The sequence below is a fragment of the Paraglaciecola psychrophila 170 genome (assembly GCF_000347635.1).
Taxonomy (GTDB): Bacteria; Pseudomonadota; Gammaproteobacteria; order Enterobacterales; family Alteromonadaceae; genus Paraglaciecola; species Paraglaciecola psychrophila.
Genome location: NC_020514.1, coordinates 326,245 through 352,131 on the forward strand (window position 1 = coordinate 326,245; position 25,887 = coordinate 352,131).

Below are 25,887 nucleotides of genomic sequence, written 5' to 3' on the forward strand. Positions count from 1 at the left end.
TATGAGTCATCTAATTAGAATTTTTTTGGTATTGGTTATGTTGTTGATTGGCGTAGCCGTTGCGGCTATGTTTTTTGACGATAGTGGTTATGTCATGGTCGAATTTAACGGCTGGGTGGTTGAGATGAATGTTTGGTCGCTTAGCTTATCGCTGATTGCTATTTTTGTCGGCTTCATGCTTATCAACTTATTAGTTAAAACTTCACTCGCTGCCGCTTCTGGCTCGAAAAGTTGGTTAGGTAACTTGGGTAACCGTAAGAAGCAAAAAGCCTTTACTGCTGGTTTGATAGCCTTGGCTGAAACTAACTATCTGATTGCCAGAGAAAACTTTAATAAAATTGAAAATGACGATTTCGATGGGATTAATTTGTTGGCCGCAGCAGAAGCTGAAAAACAATTAGGCCAACCTGAACAAGCCAAAAGTTATTGGCGCTTGGCTGCCACCTATGAAAAATCAACTTTAGCCGCTAATTTATGTTTAATTCGTGACGCTTTGCAACATCATTTGCCGGACGAGGCGATGACACTTATTCGAGGTTTAAATCAAAAACAGCAAGCTCAACCACCGGTATTAAAACTTTGGGCACAAGCACTAGGCCAAGCAGGTAAGTGGCAAGAATTAAAAGATAATTTAAAAGGCTGGAAAAAAGCGCTAGGCAACGATTATGAACTTTTTATGCAGCAGGCTTCAAAAGGACACTTTGCAGAAATCGCGAGCAAAGAGGGAGCTGGTCAGCTAAAAGAAAATTGGCAATCGTTACCTCGATCTACACGCAAAGACCCTGCACAACAAGCGGCTTATATACAACAGCTTATTGATCAAGGTATGAATACCGATGCGGAGCTTGCTTTGGTGGAATACCAAAGTTCAGCACCTCACCCACTATTGATACCTTTGTTCAAGTTAATTAAGTTACCCAATCCAGCTGCATCAATTAAAAAATTAGAGGCCTGGCTAAAACAAGACAGTTTAAATGTCGAACTATTATCCGCCCTAGGACATATTGCGTTTAACGCAAACGATAAACAATTAGCAGAAAAAGCTTTGGCTAAAGCTATTAAATTAGGCAACAGACGAGAAGATTTAGTGTTGATGGCAAGTATAAAAGAGTCACAAGACGATCAAAAACAAGCTCTACAACTCTACAAGCAGAGTATGGGCACGGACTGACATCCACCTAAGGCTAGATCATTGCAGTTAGATAAAAAGACTTTTGTTGGTTCTCAGCTTAAACAGATATGCATATGTATATTTTTATTGCTTGTATCGTGTCGGTTATTTGGAGGGCAATCTCAATCGCCGACACCAACTGAAACGGATGCCATATTTGAGCTAGTCACTTTAGGTGACGCTGGTGGTATACAAGATGGTAATCTAAGCGCTTTTTTATTCCGAGTTTTATCAGAACCTAACTATATTGCCTTAGATGCAGGAACTGTGATTAATGGCATCAACGTATCGCTGGCTAACAATGCTTTTAAATACTTAGAACTAAATAAAGATAAAAAGTTATCCCTGACAGGCAACATTCTGCATCACCACATCAAAGGGTATTTGATTAGTCATGCACACCTAGACCATGTTGCTGGCCTATTGATTGCTGCGCCAGATGACAGCAATAAACCTATTTATGCACTCAAGTCAGTTAACCAAACTATGCAGGATAGCTATTTCAATTGGAAAGCGTGGCCGAATTTTACAAATAGAGGTATACAGCCTCATTTAAACAAATACCAAGTAATAGACTTAGTTCCTCAGCAAGGTTTAAGTCTAAAAAACACCCAGCTAAAAGTTACAGCATTCAGCCTTAGCCACTCTGTTGAGTCAACTGCATTTGTAATTGAATACCAGAATAACTTGTTTGTGTACTTTGGAGACACCGGCCCAGACGAAATGGAGAAACAAGGAAATCTTGCAGCTATTTGGCAATACCTAGCTAAACAAATGCAAACGAAAACACTCAGAGGGCTAGTGATAGAAGTATCATTTGATAATCAACAACCCGACAATCAATTATTTGGTCATTTAACCCCAAAATGGTTACTGTCAGAACTGACCTATTTCTATTCGTTAGTAGAACAAAAACAGCAGTTTCAGTCTATGGGTGTCATCATCAGCCATATTAAATACAGTCTAGAAAGTGGTCTAGATCCTAGAGATAAAATTCAACAAGAGCTTCAACAAAAAAATACGCTAGGTTTCAACTTTATGCTTGCTAAACAAGGACAACGAATTATATTGTAGCGAGTGTAAGATTATCAATGTGTTACTAAAAAAATGAAAATTTTTCTTTGTTACCTGCAAGTAAAACCAACTAACAGACTTAAGTCAGGAACAGAAAAACGAATTTTTACACCATGTCAGCATGATATATAAAGTTGTTAAAGCAAATAATTAAACTGTCATAAAGTGTACTCAGAGCAACTCTATTCACCTTTACCAGAAGATGAAGCCAATCTATTAGGAAAGGCATGTGCGACCTGTATGGGCTCTTGTTGTAAACATGGACAACCCCATGCATTCGTAGACTACCCATCGTTACAACACTTGCTAGCATCTCAAGCAACTGAGCTTTCTGAACAAGAGTTAACTGACTTATATAGCGATTATTTCCCTACACGAAGTTACCAAGACTCTCGTGTCTTCCAGGGTAACAAAGGATGTTTGTTGCCAAGGGAATTACGTTCTTTTACCTGTAATAATTTTCTATGTGATGGGGCGATCAATTATCGCCATGAAGTTATTTATGCAGATTCGAACCCATTAATCTCAGAGATGTTTTGCCCACTAAGTTCAGAATAAAACTAAATAACAGTGGAAAAACCAGCATAATTCATTAGAATCATCATTCGCTTTATCAAGCAGTTTGGTGTTAGTTGTGTAAGCGCTATTTAATTAACCTAATACACCTCCCTGACGATTTGTAATTGCTAGAATAGAGTGACAAAATTGCTATGGATGTGAGTGGTTAAGTCTGGCGCTAAAGTTTAGCTTAGGCATGTATTGAACCTTATATGCCCCCGTAAAAGTGTAACCCACATGAGACTGCGGTATAGTCTTAAGTTGATGCATAGGGGGGAAGTTATATACTGAAGGTCACGACCTAGACAGAAAAATAAGCACAGTTTGAAATGCACCCGTAGCTCAGTTGGATAGAGTATCGGCCTCCGAAGCCGAGGGTCGCGCGTTCGAATCGCGCCGGGTGCACCATCTATCTACCTATCTGAATTTAAAAGATTATAAGTTCGATTATAATATAGATAGTTGTGCAGTGGATGTGATTTGTTCAATCGCTAATCTTCGTTTATTCAATAAAAGTCGTTTTGACAAATGACCTTTTTAATTTTTACTATGCTTTGAGCTTTGTATTCACCGATTGAAATCACCTGTCTTAGCAGCATAAGATACCTTGGTAGTTTAAAAAAATATAAGGTCGATAAAGCAATTAATTAGACGTCGAAGCTTCAACATAAACTTGTTTCATCAGTGATGGCAGAAGAAAATTATCCTTATCTAAATTTTTCTGTTCTCTTAACAACTGGTATGCAAGATTAAATCCTTTAAGAATTTCTTTATGATGTTTATTTCTTTTGGAAACCCAGATACCTGCGCTGCTTATCATCAAAGGTTTAAAATCTTGCTGCTTCCATTGCATCGACAATTGCTCAAAATACCATTCAAACATATTTGAGCCCCATAATAATGATGCTCTACCTGAGCTATAAATTTTAATCGCAGAAGCTATTGAACTGGTTTCTATTAGTTCAACTTTACCCTCGGCGACTAAGCCTTTGAGGTTGGGATAGACTTCATAAATTGACTGCCACCCTCTAACCATGACTAAATTATGGCCTTGCAACATAGTTTCGTTAACAGGTATATCTTCAATTTCTAGTTGGGTAATCAAGCCTACCATAAAAGGATATGACCATTCAGCATAGATACAACAACGTTTAAAAGAGGCTATGTCGGCAGTCAACAAAACGTCACTAGTACCATTTTCTATGCCCATGTAGGCGCGAGCCGATGGATAAATAATCACCTCACATTTCATATGAGCAATGGTGCAAAGTGCTCTGATGGTTTCTATGGCCTTGCCTGAAACACGTTCACTTCTGGTTCTGTGGGCATTAGGGGGAAAGTCCATCGAGGCAATGTCGATTTCAATTATAGGTAAGTTATTTAATTCTTGTTTTAACGATTGAGCGGACAATTGAATTGACACAATACACATCATCCAGAGGAAAAACCTGGGAGAAAAAGTCTTGAAAATACACAAGATATTGTCGACGTTCCTAGCAAGAGCTAGTGGCATAAAATAACAGTTATTGTATGCATTTATAAAGCATTACCAAACACTATGACACATAAAAAAACTTTTTCTTTAAGCCACACAATCCCATTTGATTTTGTTGCTCTTGAAAGTTCATTATCTTGTGTTGAGTTATTAAGTAAGGGTGAATAGTCACTACCAATGTTTTTAGAGTAGAACCAATTGATTTAGGTTGTTAATAGCGAACCTATTTAAGTACTAGTTTAAAAACTGTTTAAAAGTCAGGCTAGTTAAGGTTTTTTAATGTTGTTTACTTCCAAATTTCTATCAAATTTATCCATAAATAGTGCATTCATTCATATTTCAGCTTGGATTTTTTGGTAAGTTATTGAGCTAAATCGCTTTTTTAGAGCTGTGTTGGATACACTTAAAAGTCACTATGAATAGTACCTCAGCATTGTTAAACAGCAGCGGTAAAGGTAAAATAAACCACAAATAAATACACTCAATTTTTAGTTAAATTGTATGCACAAGGTTTACGTTAAATTTTATGGACCATTTTGAACTATTGGGGGTCACGAGAACTTCCACTACCACTGAAATTAAAAAAGCGTATCGAAAACTGGCTAATCAGTTCCATCCCGATAGAAATGATGCGGCAGAGGCAAAAGAAAAATTTCAATTAATCCAAAAAGCGTACGACATAATTTCCGACCCACAAAAGCGTTCTTTATACATTAAGAGCAATTACACTATTATCACTGACCCAAGAGAAATTGCCGATTCTTTTTGGCACAATGCCTTGTTGTAAGGATCAATTATATGAAGTTTGAAACACCCATACCCGATTATTTGTCCGATGATTTTTCTATGTATTTAGAAAATATGGAGTCGCTGACCGATCCTGAAAATCCTGATTTGCTGACTAATTATCTAAAGGTGTTGTCAGCACAATTAGCCTTAAACAGTTCGGTCTTTAATGGCTTAGTTGACCAATTGGCGATGGCAATTACTCGTAGCGTAAGAATTGATTCAGAAAGTCTAGCCAAGGTAGATGTTACTCAGCAACCAGACTGGGCTGACATCAAACCTTTTGTTGGTGTTCATGCTGATGCCAGAGCTACGATTACAGCGTTAATGAATCACTCAGAGAATGAGTTAAAAACGGCGGTGCTGCTGATCCATTTTTATAATACTTATGATGCCACTCCTTTACCTGCTTTACCCGAGCACGTAGAAGCGCACGATGACACAAACGATGCTTATGAAACCTACGGTTATGATGAATAATCTTATACTATTTTTGAGGAATACCAATTGACCAGTAATGCACTGATTCTCGCCTCCGATATAACGGAACAAGCCCAGCACAGCGGTAGACGTGCGGGTAACTCATTAGAAAAGATCGCATCGGAGCAAGGCGATAACGCTATGTTAGCGGTGTTTTCTGAGATGGATATTTTAACAGTGGCAAAAATTGTACGTGAGCATGATGCCACTATACCTTCTATTGCTACCTGGCTAATGGATGCGGATTCCATAAAAAAATTATTAAATGTCGAACCTTCATATTGGCAAAATTTGGATGAAGAATCATTGTTTTGTGCACAAACCGAAGCCCACAGTTTGTTAGCACAAATATTTCTCTCTTATGAGGATGATGAAAAGCAACTCGAGATACTTAAGGCTATCATTCAAGATGATTTTGGTTTGTTGTATTTATCATTGCCTTTTATTGGTCATGACTTTTCTGAACTCGAATATGATGAAGAACAAGTATCTGGCAGCATTGAAGAATTGCTTCTAAAAATAAAAAGCCTTGATGAAGAAGCGTATCGTGAAGTGATGGCCGTGAGCACTAATGGCACTCTAGAAAATATAGAAGCAGCTTTAAAAAACAATGCAAATAAGCAAAGAGTCACAGCAGTTGAAATGGACACAGACGATATGTTTGCACCTCTATAGGATGATAAGGACGAAATCATGAAAATAGCAGAGTTGAGGAACAAACCTTTTATCCTTTTGGTTTTAAAAGATGGCTTAGCAGATGGATATTTTTCTGAGGAGTTTGTGCATAAAACTAAACAACAATTGTCAGATATGTCGTTGCGTATCGCTTCTGACAATTTATCTATTATTTATGCTGATCACATTAAAAAAGCGTGTGAAATAGTCTTAGGGTTTATCAGCCTAGGGCTATTAAGTCATTGTGACAATAACACCGAAAAAGCAAAAGACATTATCAAGACTCAAGGTATTGTGTATTGTTTCAGGGCTGGATGGGCGAAATATGCAGGGTTGAAAGAGATTTCAGCTGATTATTTTAAACAGATCAAACTCAGTAGTTACGCTTTAGCAGCTAACGACATCTCAGATATAACCATAGTTCATGCAGATATCGTTAAACAAGGCCAAGACAGTTTAAAGTTATTAAACTTGTATAGAAGTATATCGGCGCAATATTCTGCTAACGTGGTGATACCTGAAACTGACGAAGACTACTTAAAATTTGAGCTGCAAAAACTACTCAATTCGGCTGTTGCTTTAATGCTGATAGATTCCCAGCAGAAGATTTTTAATCATGAACGGTACACTCAACTTATTACTTATCTGACTACTACAGATTCGAAGCTGGTGCTTGAGAAGTTTGCTTGTTGTGTCTCAGATTTTTCTGAAAAGCAGCCAGTTACTACAAAAACCTTTCTTCAAGAATCGTCTTTGTTAGATTTTAATGAATTTAAAACAATCATAACGACGCAAAAAAATTGGCTGTTTTTATCCCTGAGATTTTAGAGCTCTCGGTAAATATCACCAATGAATTGAATGATGATTTTGAAGGCGGTTACGATTTTGGCCTGGATGATCAAGACGATATCGCTTATTTAAAACCTGACTAAATTTATTCTTAAAAGGTTAAACGTTGTTCTCAGCGTTTAACCTCCTTTTGAGCGATGAGTCATAAAGTTAGACTTGCCCCTCCTGATAGGATCAACTACGAGTGTAATTATGGCGATAGCAATTTCTCCGTCTAAGCTCAGCTTACCTCAGCATAATCCTGGTGTAACGACTGTTCTAGAATTTCTTATTCGTAAGTTTCCGGCCATAACACATGATGTATGGCTTCAACGTATTATTGATGGCAAAGTGCATTGGCATGACGGGAGCTTAATTAGTGCGAAAACCCCTTATGCGGCCCAACAGCGGGTGTATTATTATCGTGAAGTGACACGTGAGCCTGTGGTGCCTTTTGCAGAGGAAATTGTGTTTGAAGACGAGTTGATTTTGGTGGCATATAAGCCGCATTTTTTACCGGTCATGCCAGGGGGGAAATATGTTGAAGAGTGCCTGCAAAATCGTTTGCGTAAAAAAACGGGTAATCAGCAATTACAAGCTGTGCACCGAATTGATAACAGCACTGCAGGCTTGGTATTGTTTTCGGTTAATCCCCAGTTACGTAAACATTATCATGCTCTGTTTGAAACACATCAAGTCACTAAAACCTATCAGGCCATTGCCAGCACCAATAAACGTATTCCATTAGACAACCAGCAATGGGAAGTTAAAAACCGATTAGAGAAGTCCGAACCGAGATTTTTGATGCATATCGTTGAAGGACTGGCTAATAGTCATTCACGCATCCGCTGTCTTAAACGTTCTGCCGACAAAGCATTATTTGAATTAAACCCGATAACAGGTAAAACCCATCAGCTACGCGTGCACATGCAAAGTCTCAGTTGGCCGCTATTAAACGATAATTATTATCCAGAGTTACAGCCAAAAAAACCAGATGACTACAGCAAACCCTTACAGCTACTAGCACAATCATTGCAATTTATTGACCCGATGACACGACAAGTAAGGTGCTTTTCTAGTCATACCGAGCTCAATTTAAATTAACAGTAAGCTAGGACCTTGTGCACCGATATACATCTCGTTTTTCTATTTTTACTCCAACGTCTGCCTCATTTTTTTCTATCAGAGCTGTAAATGCTTCGATAAATCGCTAACGGGTTAAATACGTCTTCGGTTAAAACCCATTTGTTTGTTAAAATACTTCGTTGACACCACACAGGTAATTTACACATGACGCAAACCTGCGCCGACTCCCTTGTCGTACTTGATTTTGAAACTACTGGACTGTCACCTAACATGGGCGATAGAGCCATTGAAATAGGGGCGGTTCGTCTTGAGAGAGGGCAGGTGGTTGATCGTTTTCAAGCATTAATGAATCCTGGGAAACCTGTTAGTGCATTTATTGAAAATTATACTGGGATCACTAACCGCATGTTAAACCGAGCCGCTCCCTGTGATGAAGTCATGCATGAGTTTTCTGATTTTATGGGAGACAGTAATTTGGTTGCCCATAATGCGTCATTTGATAAACGTTTTTTGGATGCAGAGTTAGGTCGGATTTGTAGGTCGTATGATGGTCATTTTGCTTGCTCTTTATTGGTGGCCAGGCGTGTATATCAGCAAGCGCCTAATCATAAGCTAGGTTCACTGATTGCTTATAAAAACATTCCATCAGAGGGTGGCTTTCACCGAGCGTTATACGATTCAGAAATGACCGCGAAATTGTGGATGGCTATGCTGGATGATATTTCTCAAATAATAACAACCAAAGTCGTACCGTTTAGATTAATTCAAAAGCTCTCTAAAACACCTAAAAGTGGGGTGAATACATTGTTGCTAGCACAATAATTATTGCTTAGCCTACAACGTAAAAAAGCAATAAACACCTGAAGTTTATAAGGATTAAGCCCTAATCCTTTTTGCTGATAGTGATGTCAATATTTTTACTATCACCAGCAAACCACTTTTGAACGTAAATACTACCTATGACAGGCGGCATGCCATCTTCTGGCACTTCTTTGTATCGAACACTATTTTTGTTCTGTTTTTCAAACTCAAATTTAACTTTTTTATCGGACATGAATATCGCCTCAGTATTTTTATGGATTATGGAATATTTTAGGGCGTCATAGCCATATCTTTTTAATTGTGAAGCCAATAATCTTAAAGTTATCGGAGTCAAAAAACATTAAAAGATTCAGAAGTTTTGATATTGAATCAATAAGATTTAAGGTGAGGACGATGTAAACGTGATCTGACATAATTAATCAACAGGTCAAAGTGCTTCGACCCGTTGCTTAATTATCTTAGCGGTTCAATCTGTTGGCTATCAAACTTTCTACCACACTGGGATCAGCTAGAGTCGAGATATCACCTAGTTGCTCATATTCATTGGCGGCAATTTTACGTAATATCCTGCGCATGATTTTACCTGATCGTGTTTTAGGAAGATCTTGGGTCCATTGAATAATATCTGGGGTCGCGATAGGGCTTAGTTCTTTGCGTACCCAGTTTTTTAGTTCTATTGTGAGCTCATCATTGAAGCTTTGGCCTTCAACAGGGCTAACGAAAACATAAATACCTTGGCCTTTTATGTCGTGTGAGTAACCCACAACAGCAGCTTCAGCTACAGCAGGATGAGATACCAGCGCACTTTCTATTTCGGCGGTGCCTAAACGATGACCTGAGACATTAAGTACATCATCAACTCTACCCGTTATCCAATAGTAACCATCGTCATCTCTGCGACAGCCATCACCGGTAAAATATTGATTTTCGTAGGTACTAAAATAGGTCTGGATAAATCGCTGATGATCACCATAAACTGTTCTACCTTGGCCTGGCCAACTATCGCGGATCACCAGGTTACCTTCTGCCGCTAATAATAACTCTTCTCCATTCTTGTCGACTACAGCAGGTTGGATACCAAAAAATGGCATACTGGCGGCGCCGGGTTTTAAAGCAGTGACACTTGGCAATGGTGTGATCATGATGCCACCAGTTTCGGTTTGCCACCATGTATCGACAATGGGGCAGCGACTTTTACCAATGGTTTCATAGTACCACTGCCAGGCTTGGGGATTAATTGGCTCGCCTACCGAGCCTAATAGTCGAAGTGAATTACAGTGAGTACCATCTGCTGGATAATCACCGTGGGCCATTAATGCCCGGATGGCAGTAGGCGCAGTATAAAGAATATTGACTTTATGTTTGTCTACTATTTGGCAAATTCGTCTTACATCAGGGTAAGTGGGTACCCCTTCAAATAATAACGTAGTAGCACCATTTGCCAATGGTCCATACACCATATAACTGTGGCCTGTGATCCAGCCCACATCTGCTGCACACCAGTATATTTCGCCGGGATGGTAGTCGAAAACGTATTTGTGAGTCAACGCGGCATATACCAGATAACCACCAGTGGTATGCACCACACCTTTTGGCGTGCCTGTAGAGCCAGAAGTGTAGAGAATGAATAATGGGTCTTCCGCATTCATTTCAGTTGGCGTGCATTCTGTCGTACAATCGGCAACCAACTCGTGCCACCACAAGTCTTGTGGGTTAAATGCTACTTCAGCATACGTATTTTGAAACACTATGTTGTGTTTAATACTTGGACAGCGGTTATTTTTTAAGGCTTCATCGACATTGAGCTTTAAGGGGACTGTTTTGCCACCACGACGGCCTTCGTCAGCGGTAATCACAACTTTTGCATCGCAGTCGTTAATACGGTCGGCTATCGCATTGGGTGAAAAGCCCGCAAAAACAATAGAGTGAACGGCTCCAATTCTAGTACAAGCTAACATGGCATAAGCTGCTTCGGGCACCATTGGCATGTAAATAGCCACACGATCACCTTTAGCTATCCCTAGATTTTTTAAGCCATTGGCTAACCGGCACACTTCATCATGTAACTGTTGGTAGCTTATATTTTGGTCGGTCTCGGGAGAGTCGCCTTCCCAGATAATAGCGGTTTGTTGTGCTTGTTTGGCTAAATGTCTATCGATACAGTTGTAGCTGACATTTAATAGCCCATCTTCGAACCATTTGATGTACAAATTATCTTTAGAAAAATTAGTGTTTTTGATAATAGTGGGGGCTTTATACCAGTCAACAATAGACGATTGTTCACGCCAAAATTCGTCAGGAGATTCAACCGATTGTTGATACATTATTTGGTATTTTTCAACACTTAAAAAAGAATCTTGCTTCGCTTGTTCTGGCACGGGATAGAGCATTTTAGTCATGAATACCTCTAGTAAAAAAGATGGTTGTTAGTATTGTCATACAATTCACAATTATTCAGTGAACTAACCTAAGGAAGTTCACCTTAGGCTAAAATAACCTGTAATAAATTTAAGACCATTGCCTGATTTTATGTCCCTTAAGGGCATAAAAGAGGATGAAACTATAGCAGGGGATCATCATCCAGTAGGCAGACTGATTATCAAAATGGTCTGCCAATAAACCATAACAAAGGGGTAAAACAGCGCCGCCAGAGATGCCCATAATTAACCATGCTGAGCCACGAGCGGTTAAACTATATAAACCATTTAAGGCTAAGGGCCAAACTGCAGGCCATACTAGAGCATTCGCAAAACCCAGTATCGCGATCAGGGTTATAGCATTAGGTAATTCAGCAATACCCATCCAGCCCCACAAAAAACTTGAGATTGAAGACGATTCAACATCGGCAAAAACCACCGCCACACTAAGAACTAAACCTAAAATAGCAGAGCCAGCTAACGCCTGAGCCTGATCAATAAAACGTGGTATAAGCATTAAGCCTATCAAATATCCTAGCACCATAAAGGCCATAGTATAAGAGGTTAACGATGTGGCATTGGCCACACCTAACTGCGATCCAAATAAGCCGATGGTATCCCCGGCTATAACTTCAACTCCTACATATAAAAAGAGAGCCACCACGCCGAGTATCAATTGTGGATAAGCCTTTAAGCTGCCCGCTTCTGCATCTGCAGATTGGGGCTTTTCAAGCACTAAGTCGGGCAATGAAGAAAACTTCAATAAAACAGCTAATACTAGTAAAGCAACAGCCATATAAGCATAAGGCAAAATTAGTCCATCAGCCAATGCGGTAATTTGGGTGACACGTTCGGCATCTGACAATGCTGCTATAGACTGAGCATTTACGCCTGTAAACTCACCCAACACTATGGCAGTAAAAACGATGGGTGCAAGAAAACCAGCAAATTTATTCAGTAAACCCATAATAGAAATGCGCACGGCTGCGGTTTCTTGTGGACCAATTTTAACAATATAGGGATTTGATGCCGTTTGTAGAATAGTCAGCCCGGTACCCACAATAAACTGCGCCACAAGAAACATGGCAAACTGCTGAGAATAGGCCGCTGGGATAAAGAGTAAACATCCTAAGGCTATTCCCACTAGACCTAAACACATAGCATGTTTGTAGCCTACTTTGTCTAACACCCAAGACATGGGCAACGCCATCACTACATAAGCAATATAAAAGGAAAACGCTACCAGTAAGGCTTGGGACTCTGTTAAATCACAGACAATTTGTAAAAATGGGATCAAGGCGCCGTTAAGCCATGTGACAAAACCAAATACAAAGAACAACATACCTATAATAAGCATAGGTAAAAATGCACTTGGTTTAGGCTGCTGTGTATCGATTGTCTGCATTGTTCACCTTCAAGTTAATTCTAGGGTTAAGTCTGTTTTTAAGGGGATACTTGTTCGCCCGCTATATAAGTGGAATTTACATAATACTGGTTGGTTAATACCACCCAATCTGCATCGAACCCCGGAGCCAAATAGCCCTTTTGTTGTTGCAAGCCTAGGAATGTAGCTGGTGTAGTAGAAGCCATCTTGAGTGCATCTTGCATCGAGCAATGTAAATTTTGTATGCTGTTACGAACGGCTGTTGCCATATCAAGTGCCGAACCGGCTAACCGCCCCCCTTCAATGGTCAATTTATTACCTTGGCGACTGATTTGCATGCCAGCAAATTGTAATTCTATTTGCTCACTACCTACGTGCGACATCGCATCCGTAACCAGCATGATACGGTCGGGGGTTTTACATTTAATTGCTAATTGGCAACTGGTGATATCCACATGTTCGTGATCAACAATCAAACCACAATAGCTAGATGAGTCTAATAATGCTGCCCCAACCATGCCCGCTTCTCTACTTTGCAAAGGCGACATGGCATTGAATAAATGGGTAAAGCCTTGAGCTCCTGCTTGAAGTGCGGCAAACGTTTGGGCCGAACTTGCATTCGAGTGGCCTAAACACACTCTTATATTTGCTTGCACTAACTCCTTAATTAACTCGACCGATACATTTTCAGGGGCCAATGTGACACACACTAAACCCAGATCTGTGCGTTTAAACAAGGCCATTTCTTCAGAACTAATTTTGCGAATATGCTGCGTTGGATGAATCCCTTTTTTGGGCTGACTTAAATGAGGTCCCTCGAAATGAATACCTATTATGCCTTTAACATTTTGGGCAATGGCAGATGCCACGGCATTGGCTGCTAGTTTCATAGTCACTAAATCATCAGTAATAAGAGTCGGTAATATAGCGGTACTGCCAAATTGTTGATGGGCACGACTCATAGTGAGCAAGGTATCTAGGTTTGGTTGATTATTAAATAATACACCACCACCACCATTGACCTGCACATCCACAAAACCGGGAGCAACTAGACCAGATAATTGAATCGCATCATCTTGCAACATTGCTGATTCAATTGAGCTAATGGTGCCGGCCTCAACAGTAATCATTTGATTTTTTAGAATGGTGTTTCCATCAAACAAACTTCCTGCAAAAAAACGCTGCATCTGTACCTCTATAATGTTTAAGTTAATTTTGTCTTGGCGTATAGAATTGCGCCTTGCTCTGGCGTCGCTTTAGCGGGCCGAATGATAGCCTGTAGTTGGTTATCCAAATAAGGCATCAAGGGTTGCGTAATGCCGCCGATCAGAGATATGCGATCTAAGTTACCTATTAATAATCGATGGCAAAGCTTGTTGATATAAGTAGCAGCTTGATTAACTAGTAATAGTGCATCTTCTTGCTGACTTGCCGCGAGTTGTAGTATCAGCGGTGCAATTGATGCGTAAAATGCCGGTTTTGCCTCTAAAGTTAAACTAACCAAGTCGTAAGGATTGTCGCAATTAAGTAAGCTCAGTACATGTTCGCAAAGAAGATTGTTAGGGGTAATACCATCCAATGTTTCAAGGCAATGACTAACTGCCATCTTACCAAGCCATGCGCCACTGCCTTTATCGCCGACGACAAAACCATGACCTCCCACTTCTAACTGTTGACTGTTATGGATAGCTATCCCAGATGAGCCTGTTCCTACTATCACAATGGCTCCGTCTTGACCTGAATGAGCGCCAAGACAAGCAATGTGTAAATCAGTGGTTATGTGCCAACTAGCAAAGGGCAGGGATTGCCTTAGAAAGGTTTGTTTAACTTGGGGAATATTAATACCAGCCAAGCCAATTCCAGCATGGATTTGGTTTAAGGTTAATCCTTTAATATTAGCATTGGCGATGGCTTTTTCACTGGCTTCAAGCACGGCTGCAACTGAATCTATTAAATGTTGCGCGGCATTTGCTGGACCTGAGGTAGCTTCAGCCAAAAGGTTTCCCTGTACATCTTCCAAGCGAGCTTTACATTTGGTGCCTCCGCCATCAATGCCTAGAAAGATATCCGTTGAATTAGTCAAAAATTATTCCTCTGTTTGTAGAACAATAAACGTTTTTTTATTCATCATTGCTAACTTTTTTACAGCCTACCTTGGCACTAATTATTGAACAGCAGTCGCTATTTAACTGCGTATTTAATAGTTATGAAAATAACCGTAATCTTCAATTAACTTACGATTTTCGTTATCAGCCCACTGATAGTAACTTTGGTCGCTTAATTCACTGGCGGCTGCTTTATCCAATAAGATAATTGCATTTTCATGCATTTGTAGTGCAGAAGCGGGACACATGGCCGAAACACCACCGGTAATCATCTCTTTAACCGCATTGGCTTTGTTAGCACCAGTAGCCATCAACAACACATAACGTGCATCCATAATTGTGGCAATACCCATAGTCATTGCCATGGTGGGTTGTTTTTCATCGGGCTTAAATAAACGGCTATTATCGGAGATTGTTTGTTGGGTTAAGGTTTTAATACGTGTTCGGGATGACAAGCTGGAGGTTGGTTCGTTAAAACCAATATGCCCATTAGCCCCGATACCTAAAATTTGTAAATCAATACCGCCTTGTTGTTTGATTTTTTCTTCATAAGCCAAACCTTGAACTCTGGGGTTTTCGCCTGCAGCACAGGATGGTAAAAAGGTATTATTTACATCAATATCAACATGATTGAATAAATTTTTATTCATAAAGCTGCGATAGCTTTGTGGGTTAGTTGAATCTATGTGGTGGTACTCATCTAAGTTGAATGTAGTGACATTTTTAAAGCTAAGGCTGTTTGATTTATGCTGCTCAACTAACTGTTTGTATAAGCTAATGGGTGTATTACCTGTTGCTAAGCCTAATACAGGGGCGGGTTTTTTCTTAATCAGCTCTTTTACCCATAGTGCCGCGCTTTCGGCAACCTGTTGAGCATTGGTATAAATAATAATTTGCATAAAACTTCCTTTGAACTTCACTATCTATCGCGATAACTCATTAGTTAATGACAGCGCTGTCATTAACTTTACCTACTAAAGAATTATTTGCAACATTTTGAGCTTGTTATTTAAAGACTAGGAGTGAGTATCTCTAGTTATTATTAACAGCGTTATCATTTATTCTCTTAAAACTACTAGGAGTGAAGACGTAATCAACAACACTAAGCTATCGTGGTATGAGTATAAAATATTGATTACTATGTATCTACTTAAAAATGATACTGACAATGTGATTTGTGTACAGTCATATTTAGTGACCGCACCGTCATTTATAGGTAATCTAAATAAAATAGCTCTGTGGTATCTTGTACCAAATAAACACAAGATAGCTTGTGTTTTTAAACAACAAAGTATTTGTTTGCTCCTCTAATAAAAGTTTAGGATAGCTATTTAAGTAATTGAAATTCAATTAATTTTTTGTCGATTTAAAAACTTAGACCAAGTGTTCGTAACACAATATGAAAATGGTGCTTAAAACAACAATGAAAACAAAAACTACCATTAAAGATGTGGCCGAATTAGCTGGCGTGTCTTTTAAAACTGTTTCCCGTGTAACCAATAATGAAGGGTCAGTTCGCAAGGAGACGCTGCAGAAAGTTAACGACGCTATTCTCCAATTAAACTATCAGCCTAATAACGCAGCAAGAAATTTAGCGGGAAGTAAATCTTACTCTTTAGGGTATGTGTACGACAACCCAAACGCCTATTATGTGCTGGATATGCAAAATGGAATATTGGCAGAATGCAGAGAACGCGGCTATGAATTGGTTATTCACCCATGTTCAGCCAATAACAAAAATATCATAGATGAATTAGCTACTATGATTAAACGCTCGCAATTAGCGGGATTGATCATCTCACCGCCATTGTCGGAAATGCCAGAGGTCCTTGATGCCTTAGATGATATGAATATTCCATTTATTCGTATTATCTCTGCCAGTGAAGTGAGTGAAGAATCGTCGCCCTGTGTCTATATTAATGACCGAGATGCCGCTTTCGATATCACCGAGCACTTAATAGAAGAAGGTCATACCAAGATAGCGTTTTTACGAGGCGATGAAAGTCACCGTTCAAGTCATGAGCGTAAAATAGGTTATTTAAATGCACTGAGGAAGCATAGTCTACCGATTATCGATGATTATCAAATTGACGGTTCTTATACATTTGAATTTGGTGTTAAAGGGGCTAAACAATTGATGTCTTTAGCAGAGCCACCTACTGGTATATTTTCCTGTAACGATGAAATCGCAGCAGGAGCGTTATTTGCAGTGCGTTTACAAGGACTTAATGTGCCAGAAGATATAGCCATTGCAGGTTTTGAGGACAGTCCATTTTCTCGTCAAACGTGGCCAATGTTAACCACCGCAGCACAGCCAACAAATACTATTGCGCGCAAAGCTGCTGCGTCTTTGATCCAACATTTAGTGCATTTACGTTCACCTAAAACCAATTCAGACAGTATTCCTCATCTGCATTTTAGACCGCAATTAGTTAAACGTGAATCTACCCTTTCAACATCTGGTAAATAGTATGTTGATGCAGCTTCGGCCATTAATCATTTTATTTGAGGCACTACGGGTTGGATGACCGCTAAGTCATTGTTACAAGCTTGGCCTGAAACCCGCATTCCTATTGGTCGAGTCCGTTGCCGAAGTCATTACTGCGGTAGGTGAGGGCGGGTCTCCTTTCCTAAAACCGTACTTTCGCCAGTTAGATATACCCAAACGTTTAGTAGGCAGGCTGCCTAGAAATAACTTAAGCCAGATTGCTTGGGGCTCTCAGTCGATTGATATTGAGTATGTTTGTTATTTAGAACAGGTGAAATTAGGTCAGTTTCTTTGAGACCAATTTAAATAGACAGGTTTGATGTATTTTGTAAAGAATGTCTCTGATAAGTATATACTTTAGCCACGTCTAAACTCACTTGGTGAAACACCGACTAATTTTTTAAAACTTTTTGAAAAATTAAAAATATTTGTGTACCCCACATAACTTGCGACATGTTGAACAGGCCAGCGAGTATTGAGCAATAAGCTTTTTGCGCGCTCTATGCGCAAATGAATAAGTTTTTGTATGGGGCTTTTACCAAATTGTGCTTGGCACAAACGGTGCAAATGTGGCGGTGAATAGTGTAATTGGTCACACATGGCTTCTATGGTCCAGTTGTACTGGAGACGTTTCTCGATATTTTGAAATAAGCTATGTAAGCGATTATTTGCCTTGTTTTGTTTGTCATCTCGTAGGGTAGCATTCAGATAATAATTTATTATTGGAATGACTCCTTCGCGCAGCCTCGCATCCGGTTCGCTATACAAAAGTTCCATGGCAAAATGTAATGGCTGAAGTTGTTGATCGCTAATGACGATGGCTTGTTCTAAAGCAATATGTTGCCAACGTTCTGTATTCGCAAGGTTTAGCCAAATAATGTCCCATTGCTCCCCAGCTATGCTTACCTCAAAACTCTGCTTGGCGGGTAAAATGGCCAAAGTATTGGCGACCAGCAGGTGTTCGTTGTCTATAGTGGTTAATTTACCTTGCCCTTTCAGGGTATAAAACAGCGTATGCTCAAGGGGGGCGGTGCGAGCTACGCAATATTTCCCTGATAGGTTAGAACATCCAGCTAAAGTAATGTCTAGGTGTTTCATTTCAGCAGTAACATCTAAATTTATAAAGCGCTCATAGCAGTTTTGACCAATATCTAGAAGGTCTTTAATTTGATTTTTCATAAATTAATAATAGTTTTGGATAAAAATATGCGAGATTTAAGCATAATATAATCCTAGCTTTTTAGCTATATTAGGTAACATAAACACAATCCTACATTGTGCATCCAACATTATGCATCCAACATGCCCACGGGAAATACTATGACGACATTAGATCACATTATTCAGCGCCGCGATTGGGAAACGCAATTAACTACGCAAATCAATACAGTCAGAGCACATAGCCCACTTAATGGTTTTAAAAGTATTAGTGATGCCCGTCAAAAACAAAATCCTCAAAGGCAGCTATTAAACGGAGATTGGGAGTTTAAGTTATTTGATAAACCAGAAGAGGTCGACGAGTCGTTTCTTAGTGAAACTCTTCATGACAACTGGCAAAAAATACCAGTCCCCTCAAATTGGCAACTTCAGGGTTTTGATAAGCCTATTTATTGCAATGTAAAGTATCCTTTTGCGGTCAATCCGCCCTTTGTCCCCAGCGATAACCCAACAGGCTGTTATCGAACTGTATTCAAAGTGACTCAAGAACAATTAACCCAGCGAAATCATATTATTTTTGACGGAGTGAATTCGGCGTTTCACTTGTGGTGCAATGGCCAATGGGTCGGATATTCGCAAGATAGTCGTTTACCCAGTGAGTTTGATTTACAACCATTTTTGCACGCGGGCAAAAACCGCATAGCAGTAATGGTGATACGTTGGAGCGATGGCAGTTACCTTGAAGACCAAGATATGTGGTGGCTTAGTGGTATATTTCGCGATGTGGTTTTACTGACCAAACCGCAACAGCAAATTTGCGACGTATTTATCACCCCCGATTTAGACGCTTGTTATCGCGATGCTACTTTGGCCATTAAAACGTCCATCAATGCCCCTAATAATTATTCTGTAAGCGTACAAGTATTTGATGGCGACACAGCTCTCTGTGAACCTCACACTCAAAGTACTAACAATAAAAGAGTAGATGAAAAAGGAGGTTGGGATGATGTGGTATTCCAGAGTATTTCAATAGAAAATCCTCGAAAGTGGACCGCTGAAACCCCTAACTTGTATCGCTGTGTGGTAAGCCTGGAAGATGAACAAGGTAACATCGTTGACGTAGAAGGTTATGACATTGGTTTTAGAAAAGTTGAAATGACGGATGGTCAATTATGTGTAAACGGCAAGCCGCTGCTAATACGCGGTGTTAATCGCCACGAGCATCATCCAGAAAACGGGCATGCGATAGTCGAATCAGACATGATTATTGACATCAAGCTGATGAAACAAAACAATTTTAATGCAGTGCGTACCGCCCATTATCCGAATCATCCACGTTGGTATGAGTTGTGTGATGAGTTAGGGCTTTATGTGGTGGATGAAGCCAACATAGAAACCCACGGTATGTTTCCTATGGGGCGATTAGCTGCTGATCCTCAATGGGCTAGTGCATTTATGTCACGTTATACGCAAATGGTAGAGCGTGATAAAAACCATGCTTCTATCATTATTTGGTCGTTAGGAAATGAGTGCGGATATGGCGCAAATCATGATGCTATGTACGCTTGGTCAAAAAGCTTTGACCCATCACGACCAGTGCAATATGAAGGCGGTGGTGCCAATACCTCTGCTACGGATATTATTTGTCCCATGTATGCTCGAGTTGATTATGATCTTGAAGACGAAGCGGTACCAAAATATTCAATTAAAAAGTGGCTCAGCTTACCAGGTGAAACTCGGCCCCTTATTTTATGTGAATACGCTCATGCGATGGGAAATAGCCTAGGTAGTTTTGATGATTATTGGCAAGCCTTTAAAGAATACCCGCGTTTGCAGGGTGGATTTATTTGGGATTGGGTTGATCAAGGTTTATCAAAAACAGATGAAAACGGCGTGCATTATTGGGCATATGGCGGAGACTTTGGCGATACAGTGAACGATCGGCAATTTTGCATCAACGGCTTACTGTTTCCTGACCGTACTGCTCATCCTAGTTTGTTTGAAGCTAAATACAGCCAGCAACATTTTCGTTTTGCTATAGCGACTATCGCTAAAAACAAAGAAACAACGTCCTTAGCTCAAAACGAATATACGCTTTCTATCTTTAGTGACTATGTGTTTAGAACCACAGATAACGAGAAGCTAGTGTGGCGACTGATGCAAAATGGTGTTGCGGTTGAGCAAGGCGATGTCACCTTGAGTATCGCACCACAAAGTACAGCCAACATTGTCATTAAACCTTCCACTCAATTTGAAACAGGTGCTCAGTATCATCTTAATATAGACGTTGAACTGGCCGACAACTGCAGTTTTGCTGCAGCAGGCCACGTAATGGCAACCGAACAATTTGCTTTAGCCAATAGCCAAAGTTTAATCAGTAATGCATTTACAAAACCAAGTTATCAGCCAAGTTCTCAATTAAGCACCCAAGCAAACGTTAGTCTAACTGAAAATAAGGAAACTATTAGTATTCAAGGGGCAGGTTTAACGCTCATTTTTGACCGCCAAACAGGCCTAATTACAAGTTGGCTGCAAGATAACCAACCAGTAATAGTCAGTCCACTGGTTGATAATTTTTATCGAGCACCACTTGATAATGATATTGGTGTCAGCGAAGTGGATAACCTTGATCCCAATGCATGGGAGGCACGCTGGTTGGATGCAGGCATTGGCAAGTGGCAACGAAAGTGTCGCCAAATTGATGCAATATCTTCAAAGGTCGATGTGCGTATTATTTGTGTATTCGATTATGAATATAACGGTGAACTGTGCGCTCAAACTAAATGGATTTATACCGTCAATAATAGCGCTGAAGTGAAAGTTGATATAGCGGTACTTTTAAGTGAACAGTTACCACCTCTGCCACGTGTAGGAGTCAGTTTAAGCATAACTAAACAAGATAACCTGCTAGTGAAATGGTTAGGTATAGGGCCATTTGAAAACTATCCAGATCGTAAGTCGGTAGGCCGTTTTGGTGAGTACAGTTTGCCACTAAATGAGCTGCATACGCCCTACATTTTCCCCACAGATAACGGCTTGCGTTGTGATTGTCAATTGCTCGAAATAGGTGAGTTACGGGTTGCTGGAGAGTTTTTATTTGCAGCAAGCGAATATTCTCAAAGTCAGTTAGCCGCAGCCAAACACACCAACGAGTTGGTTGTGGATGATGTGGTTCATGTACATATAGACCACCAACATATGGGGGTGGGCGGTGATGATTCTTGGAGTCCGAGTACGCACAAAGAGTATTTGTTAGAGGACAAGCATTATAATTATTCATTCACTTTTGGAGCTAAAAAACACGCATAGGCTGGTAAAAAGGATAATTATTTTATCTTCGAAAATAGCTGGCTTTAACCGGTCAGCTTACTTCCATTACTCTTTTGATCTGCTGATTCACATCAGTTAAATGGCCAGTTTTAAGCCAGATTTCTGCGCCTAGCTCATCAGTTTTTAGGCAAAGAGAATAATCGATTGGGGCGCGTAACCAACTGTATTTTACTAATGAGTCTTGCTGTTCTTGTAAGCTGCCTTGTAAAACAAACAGCTCTGCGCCACCTTCTGGGTGAAATTGCATATTAGTGTGGGGTCTCATCTTTATAACAGAGACTTGTTCGTGTGTATCTTTAAACAATGGAATCACTGAAACACCTGTTTCGTCAGGATTGGCTGCCGACGCCAATTCATTTATGTTTAAACGCACTGGGGTTCTGTCTTCAGGTTGGAATTGCCATAATTTCACTAAAATCACACAGCCAGCTTCAGAGCCTGGCGTATGGCTAGATTGAGGTGGGTTTCGCACATATGAGCCTACTGGATAGTCGCCGTGTTCGTCTTGAAATACACCTTCCAGCACTACAAATTCTTCTCCTCCCGTGTGTACATGAGGCGAAAAATGGCTTCCTGGTGCATAACGCACGATTGAAGTTGCCCGTGCTACTTCTTCTCCCACTCTGTCCAATGGTCTTCTTGCTACACCTACCATTGGTGAATCTATCCATGGCATACTGGAACTGTGCACTATCACACGTTTACTAAAATCAGACAAAAATTTTCATATTTATTCTCGATGAAAGTCACCAAAAGTTGGGAATGATTGGTATTACCGTCCCTTAAACAACAAAGCGCCAATTAAGGCGCTTTGTTAAGCGTTATACAACTTAGGCTTGTGACGGTGAGTTATCGATAGATGGTGTTTTTTACGTTTGAAAACTTTTCCAAACAGACTAAACAACCATATAAATCCGGCCTTTAAATCTTCTAGTATCATATACAAACAAGGCACCAATATCAGAGTCACAAATGTGGCGTAAAGTACCGCAAAACCTAGAGCTACTGCCATTGGTATAACAATTTTAGCTTGGGTGCTGGTTTCAAACATGATGGGTAAAACACCCACAAATGTAGTAATTGAGGTTAACGTGATAGCCCTAAAACGAGCGCAGCCAGCTTCTGTAACGGCAGCTAATATAGCATGCCCCTGTTTTCTTCTTTGATTAACAAAGTCTGTCATCACTAAACTGTCGTTAATGACTACCCCTGCCGCTGCAATCAATCCAAACAGAGACAATAGGCTTAGATCTATGCCGAAGATAAAATGTCCCCATATCGCCCCAGTTAAACTAAAAGGGATGACCGACATAATGATTAACGGTTGACCATAACTTTTTAAGGGTATGGCCAGTAATATATAGATCAACAGCAAGCCGGCAATCAAGAATGTGACAAACTCACTTTCTTGAGCTTGTTCTTCTTCAATAGAACCGCCTAATTCAGATTTTACTCCGGGGAAATTAGATTTTAGTTGTGGCAACAGGTTTTCTTCTACTTGTTTAATGACGATATTAGGCTCAACAATTTCTTCGTCAATAGACCCATAGACATAAACACTTCTAAACCCTTCTTCTCGGCGAATAAAGTTAATTCCTGGCGTTTCAGTTAATGTAACAACGTCTCCAAGCATGACTTCTTGACCATTTGGAGTGGTAATAACGGCGTATTTTAGTTCTGCAAAACGTTCACGAGTAAGTTTAGGGTAACGCACCATCACCCGTACTTCTTCTCCATCACGGATAACCCTTTGTGCTTCACCACCAAAAAAGCTGGCACCCACTTGGTTGGCGATATTAGTCAGATCTAACCCTAAGTCGTAGGCAACCGGTAGTAAATCAATCTGGATCTCTTTACTGGCCGGATCGATGCTCGAACTGATGTCAAACAACCCTTTTTGTTGTTGCAACATTGAGATGAATTCACGTCCCGCGGCATTGAGTAACTGAATATCTGCGCCATACAACATGAAACCAAATTCACCTCCATCACCGCCACCACCCATGAGGTTATCTTGAATCGTAATAGACTTCATACCTGGAATAACAGGCATATCTGCGCGCCATCTTCTGGCTAACTCAAACGCATCAAAGTGTCGATTTTCTTCGTCTACTAAGGGCACTAAAATTCGCCCTGCAGTACGACCCCGATTGAACACCATGATATCTTTCATCATGCTGCTACCATATTCATCAACAATACTTTTATCCACTGCATAAACCATATTTTCTATGGTCTTAAGCGCATCTAAAGTAGTCTCGTCTGAGACATTTTCATTCATCTCAATATTAATGCCGGGAAAATCATGAGCCACTTTAGGTGTCATAACTGTTCTGACGTAATCCCCTTGAATTAAACCAGTACTCAATGCCAAAATTGCTATAAAAGTGGCAAATACGAACCAGCGCCATTCAATACAACGAGTGATAAAGTTTTTGTAAGGGCCGTTTACAAAACCAAAGAAACGTTTATTAAATCGTGCACGCCAACTCGTTTCTTTGATAGGAGTAAATTTCATGTGAGCCAAGTGGGCAGGTAAAATCCACTTAGATTCGATCAAACTAAAGACCAAACATAAAATTACTATTATTGAGATATTAGTAAAAAATGCAGCTTGTGGACCTGATGCAAATAACGTCGGAGCAAATACAGCAATGGTGGTTAACACTCCAAATGTTGCAGGTGTAGCAACTTTTTTAGCGCCTCGTACGACACTTTCTACGCCGCCACCTTTTTCTTCGATCTCAGTGTAAGCTGCTTCACCTATCACAATTGCATCGTCAACTACTATGCCTAGTACCATTATAAAGGCGAACAAGGACAAAACATTAATGGTCATACCGAATACTGGCATCATCATTATCGCGCCCAAGAAACACACGGGTAAGCCTAGCATTACCCAAAACGCTAATCTGAAACGTAAAAATATCGTTAGCATCAAGGCAACTAAAAGTGCTCCTTGAAACAGGTTTTTGAGCATCATGTCCAGACGTGAGTTTAAATAGAATGTCATGTCTACTAGGATTTTAAGTTCTAACCCTTGGGGCAAGGTTTTGTTGCGTGCCTCTACGTAAGTTTGTACTGATTCGGCAATGGGAATTGTGCTCTGATCTTTGGTCGCTTTGACACTAAAAGACAAGGCATTTACGCCAGAATATTTGAAATAACGCTCACCTTCAGTAAAGCCGTCTTGTATTTCTGCTACGTCCTCAAGTAATACTTTTCCACCATTGTCGCCAATTTTGACGGGTATCTTTCTGAACTCATCGCCATTGTAGAGTTGGTTTTCAACTCTTATCGCAACAATACCCGACTCTGTACGTAACTGTCCGGCGGAGATATCGGTAGAGAATCGCCTGATCGCTTGGGTAACGTCGGCAATAGACAAGTTATATTTTCGTAATGTTTCTGGTTTAATTTCTATGGCTATTTCATCATCTGGAGCTTCTAGTTCAACCAAAGATACATTTTGCAATGCCATTAATTCATCTTCAACTTGCTGAGCAATGGGTTTTAACTCGCTGATGGGTATGTCACCCACTAGTGCCATCTCAATCACGTCTTGCTGAAATTCAATTTGGGATATATTTGGTGGTTCCATATCAGCAGGAAAGGTAGCAATACTATCTATTCTAGCTTTCACTTTATCTAACACCTCAGACAAATTTTTGTCTGGGTCTATCTCCAAGGTAATTGAGCCGCTCCCGCGTCGGGCACGGGAAGTGCTTTCTTTAATTTCAGTGATATCTTTGAGTGCTTCTTCCATTTTAATGATAATGCTTTGTTCAATCTCTTGGGGAGAAGCCCCCCTATAAACGGCACTAACATTGATGTAATTAATTTCAATATTGGGAAACATTTGCCTTTGTATGGTTTTATAATTCCACAGACCCATAACGATGATAAACATCATCATTAAGTTGGCTGCAACAGAATTGTTGGCAAAAAAAGCAATTAAGCCTGTTTGTTTAGGCTCGGGCGTTTGTGACCCGGTAGTTAGAGTGCCTGGATTCTCAGTAGACATGGTGTT

General features: G+C 40.1%; 23 protein-coding genes and 1 tRNA gene. 14 read left to right on the forward strand and 10 right to left on the reverse strand.

Features of this window, described 5'->3' with window-relative positions:
- Window position 1 precedes the first annotated feature (1 nt).
- The 4 genes from C427_RS01405 (at window position 2) to C427_RS01420 (ending at window position 3,211) form a co-directional block, all read left to right on the forward strand.
- Window positions 2-1,171, forward strand: a complete 1,170-nt coding sequence (locus C427_RS01405; protein WP_081589007.1) for a heme biosynthesis HemY N-terminal domain-containing protein — start codon at window positions 2-4, stop codon at window positions 1,169-1,171.
- Between the two features lie 21 nt (window positions 1,172-1,192).
- The gene (locus tag C427_RS01410) at window positions 1,193-2,245 is read left to right on the forward strand and encodes an MBL fold metallo-hydrolase (protein WP_007637903.1); all 1,053 of its coding nucleotides are present in this window, start codon (window positions 1,193-1,195) and stop codon (window positions 2,243-2,245) included.
- A 165-nt stretch (window positions 2,246-2,410) separates the two neighbouring features.
- Window positions 2,411-2,803 carry a hypothetical protein gene (locus C427_RS01415; protein ID WP_007637902.1) on the forward strand — a complete coding sequence of 131 codons (393 nt, stop codon included), beginning with the start codon at window positions 2,411-2,413 and terminating at the stop codon, window positions 2,801-2,803.
- A gap of 331 nt (window positions 2,804-3,134) precedes the next feature.
- Window positions 3,135-3,211 (forward strand) — tRNA-Arg (locus C427_RS01420).
- 235 nt (window positions 3,212-3,446) lie between these two features.
- On the opposite strand, the gene C427_RS01425 is transcribed toward C427_RS01420, so the two are convergent.
- Window positions 3,447-4,235: a hypothetical protein gene (locus C427_RS01425; RefSeq protein WP_226991146.1), complete on the reverse strand. Its 789-nt coding sequence runs from the start codon at window positions 4,233-4,235 to the stop codon at window positions 3,447-3,449.
- A gap of 589 nt (window positions 4,236-4,824) precedes the next feature.
- On the opposite strand from C427_RS01425, the gene C427_RS01430 reads away from it, so the two are divergent.
- The 7 genes from C427_RS01430 to C427_RS01455 all read left to right on the forward strand — a co-directional run bounded on the left by C427_RS01430 (window position 4,825) and on the right by C427_RS01455 (window position 8,975).
- Window positions 4,825-5,085 (forward strand): DnaJ domain-containing protein, encoded by a 261-nt coding sequence (locus tag C427_RS01430; RefSeq protein WP_007637899.1) that lies wholly within the window; start codon window positions 4,825-4,827, stop codon window positions 5,083-5,085.
- 11 nt (window positions 5,086-5,096) lie between these two features.
- Window positions 5,097-5,564, forward strand: a complete 468-nt coding sequence (locus tag C427_RS01435) for a hypothetical protein (protein ID WP_007637898.1) — start codon at window positions 5,097-5,099, stop codon at window positions 5,562-5,564.
- A gap of 27 nt (window positions 5,565-5,591) precedes the next feature.
- Complete coding sequence (locus tag C427_RS01440) at window positions 5,592-6,239, forward strand: hypothetical protein (RefSeq protein WP_007637896.1); 648 nt, start codon at window positions 5,592-5,594, stop codon at window positions 6,237-6,239.
- A gap of 18 nt (window positions 6,240-6,257) precedes the next feature.
- A complete protein-coding gene (locus C427_RS01445) occupies window positions 6,258-7,067 on the forward strand; it encodes a hypothetical protein (RefSeq protein WP_015430290.1) in 810 nt (269 codons plus the stop codon).
- A complete protein-coding gene (locus C427_RS28045; RefSeq protein ID WP_015430291.1) occupies window positions 7,040-7,171 on the forward strand; it encodes a hypothetical protein in 132 nt (43 codons plus the stop codon). Before C427_RS01445 ends, C427_RS28045 begins: the two co-directional genes overlap by 28 nt.
- Before the next feature lie 109 nt (window positions 7,172-7,280).
- Window positions 7,281-8,171 (forward strand): pseudouridine synthase, encoded by an 891-nt coding sequence (locus C427_RS01450; RefSeq protein WP_007637892.1) that lies wholly within the window; start codon window positions 7,281-7,283, stop codon window positions 8,169-8,171.
- 186 nt (window positions 8,172-8,357) lie between these two features.
- Window positions 8,358-8,975, forward strand: coding sequence for a 3'-5' exonuclease (locus C427_RS01455; RefSeq protein ID WP_081589006.1), 618 nt, complete (start codon window positions 8,358-8,360; stop codon window positions 8,973-8,975).
- A 61-nt stretch (window positions 8,976-9,036) separates the two neighbouring features.
- Here the strand turns inward: C427_RS01455 and C427_RS26135 are convergent, their stop codons facing one another.
- From C427_RS26135 to nagB, 6 genes are all read right to left on the reverse strand, one after another.
- On the reverse strand, window positions 9,037-9,207 hold the full coding sequence (locus C427_RS26135) for a hypothetical protein (protein WP_007637890.1): 171 nt from the start codon (window positions 9,205-9,207) through the stop codon (window positions 9,037-9,039).
- Window positions 9,208-9,433: 226 nt separating this feature from the next.
- The gene (gene acs, locus C427_RS01460; protein WP_007637889.1) at window positions 9,434-11,374 is read right to left on the reverse strand and encodes an acetate--CoA ligase; all 1,941 of its coding nucleotides are present in this window, start codon (window positions 11,372-11,374) and stop codon (window positions 9,434-9,436) included.
- Window positions 11,375-11,483: 109 nt separating this feature from the next.
- Complete coding sequence (locus C427_RS01465; protein ID WP_007637888.1) at window positions 11,484-12,797, reverse strand: sugar MFS transporter; 1,314 nt, start codon at window positions 12,795-12,797, stop codon at window positions 11,484-11,486.
- A gap of 38 nt (window positions 12,798-12,835) precedes the next feature.
- Window positions 12,836-13,963 (reverse strand): N-acetylglucosamine-6-phosphate deacetylase, encoded by a 1,128-nt coding sequence (nagA, locus tag C427_RS01470; protein ID WP_007637887.1) that lies wholly within the window; start codon window positions 13,961-13,963, stop codon window positions 12,836-12,838.
- A 17-nt stretch (window positions 13,964-13,980) separates the two neighbouring features.
- A complete protein-coding gene (locus tag C427_RS01475) occupies window positions 13,981-14,859 on the reverse strand; it encodes a glucosamine kinase nucleotide-binding domain-containing protein (protein ID WP_007637886.1) in 879 nt (292 codons plus the stop codon).
- A gap of 114 nt (window positions 14,860-14,973) precedes the next feature.
- Window positions 14,974-15,780 (reverse strand): glucosamine-6-phosphate deaminase, encoded by an 807-nt coding sequence (nagB, locus tag C427_RS01480; protein ID WP_007637885.1) that lies wholly within the window; start codon window positions 15,778-15,780, stop codon window positions 14,974-14,976.
- 500 nt (window positions 15,781-16,280) lie between these two features.
- Here nagB and C427_RS01485 point away from each other — a divergent pair, with 500 nt between their 5' ends.
- A complete protein-coding gene (locus C427_RS01485; protein WP_007637884.1) occupies window positions 16,281-17,351 on the forward strand; it encodes a LacI family DNA-binding transcriptional regulator in 1,071 nt (356 codons plus the stop codon).
- A gap of 103 nt (window positions 17,352-17,454) precedes the next feature.
- Window positions 17,455-17,664, forward strand: a complete 210-nt coding sequence (locus C427_RS01490; RefSeq protein WP_007637883.1) for a hypothetical protein — start codon at window positions 17,455-17,457, stop codon at window positions 17,662-17,664.
- A 62-nt stretch (window positions 17,665-17,726) separates the two neighbouring features.
- Here the strand turns inward: C427_RS01490 and C427_RS01495 are convergent, their stop codons facing one another.
- Window positions 17,727-18,548, reverse strand: coding sequence for a helix-turn-helix transcriptional regulator (locus C427_RS01495; RefSeq protein ID WP_007637881.1), 822 nt, complete (start codon window positions 18,546-18,548; stop codon window positions 17,727-17,729).
- A 141-nt stretch (window positions 18,549-18,689) separates the two neighbouring features.
- Here C427_RS01495 and C427_RS01500 point away from each other — a divergent pair, with 141 nt between their 5' ends.
- Entirely contained in the window at window positions 18,690-21,836 is a 3,147-nt protein-coding gene (locus C427_RS01500; protein WP_007637880.1) for a beta-galactosidase, read from the forward strand.
- Window positions 21,837-21,888: 52 nt separating this feature from the next.
- On the opposite strand, the gene C427_RS01505 is transcribed toward C427_RS01500, so the two are convergent.
- Both C427_RS01505 and C427_RS01510 read right to left on the reverse strand, forming a co-directional pair.
- Complete coding sequence (locus tag C427_RS01505; protein WP_409371890.1) at window positions 21,889-22,575, reverse strand: cupin domain-containing protein; 687 nt, start codon at window positions 22,573-22,575, stop codon at window positions 21,889-21,891.
- 96 nt (window positions 22,576-22,671) lie between these two features.
- A complete protein-coding gene (locus C427_RS01510; RefSeq protein WP_015430292.1) occupies window positions 22,672-25,881 on the reverse strand; it encodes an efflux RND transporter permease subunit in 3,210 nt (1,069 codons plus the stop codon).
- Window positions 25,882-25,887: the final 6 nt, after the last annotated feature.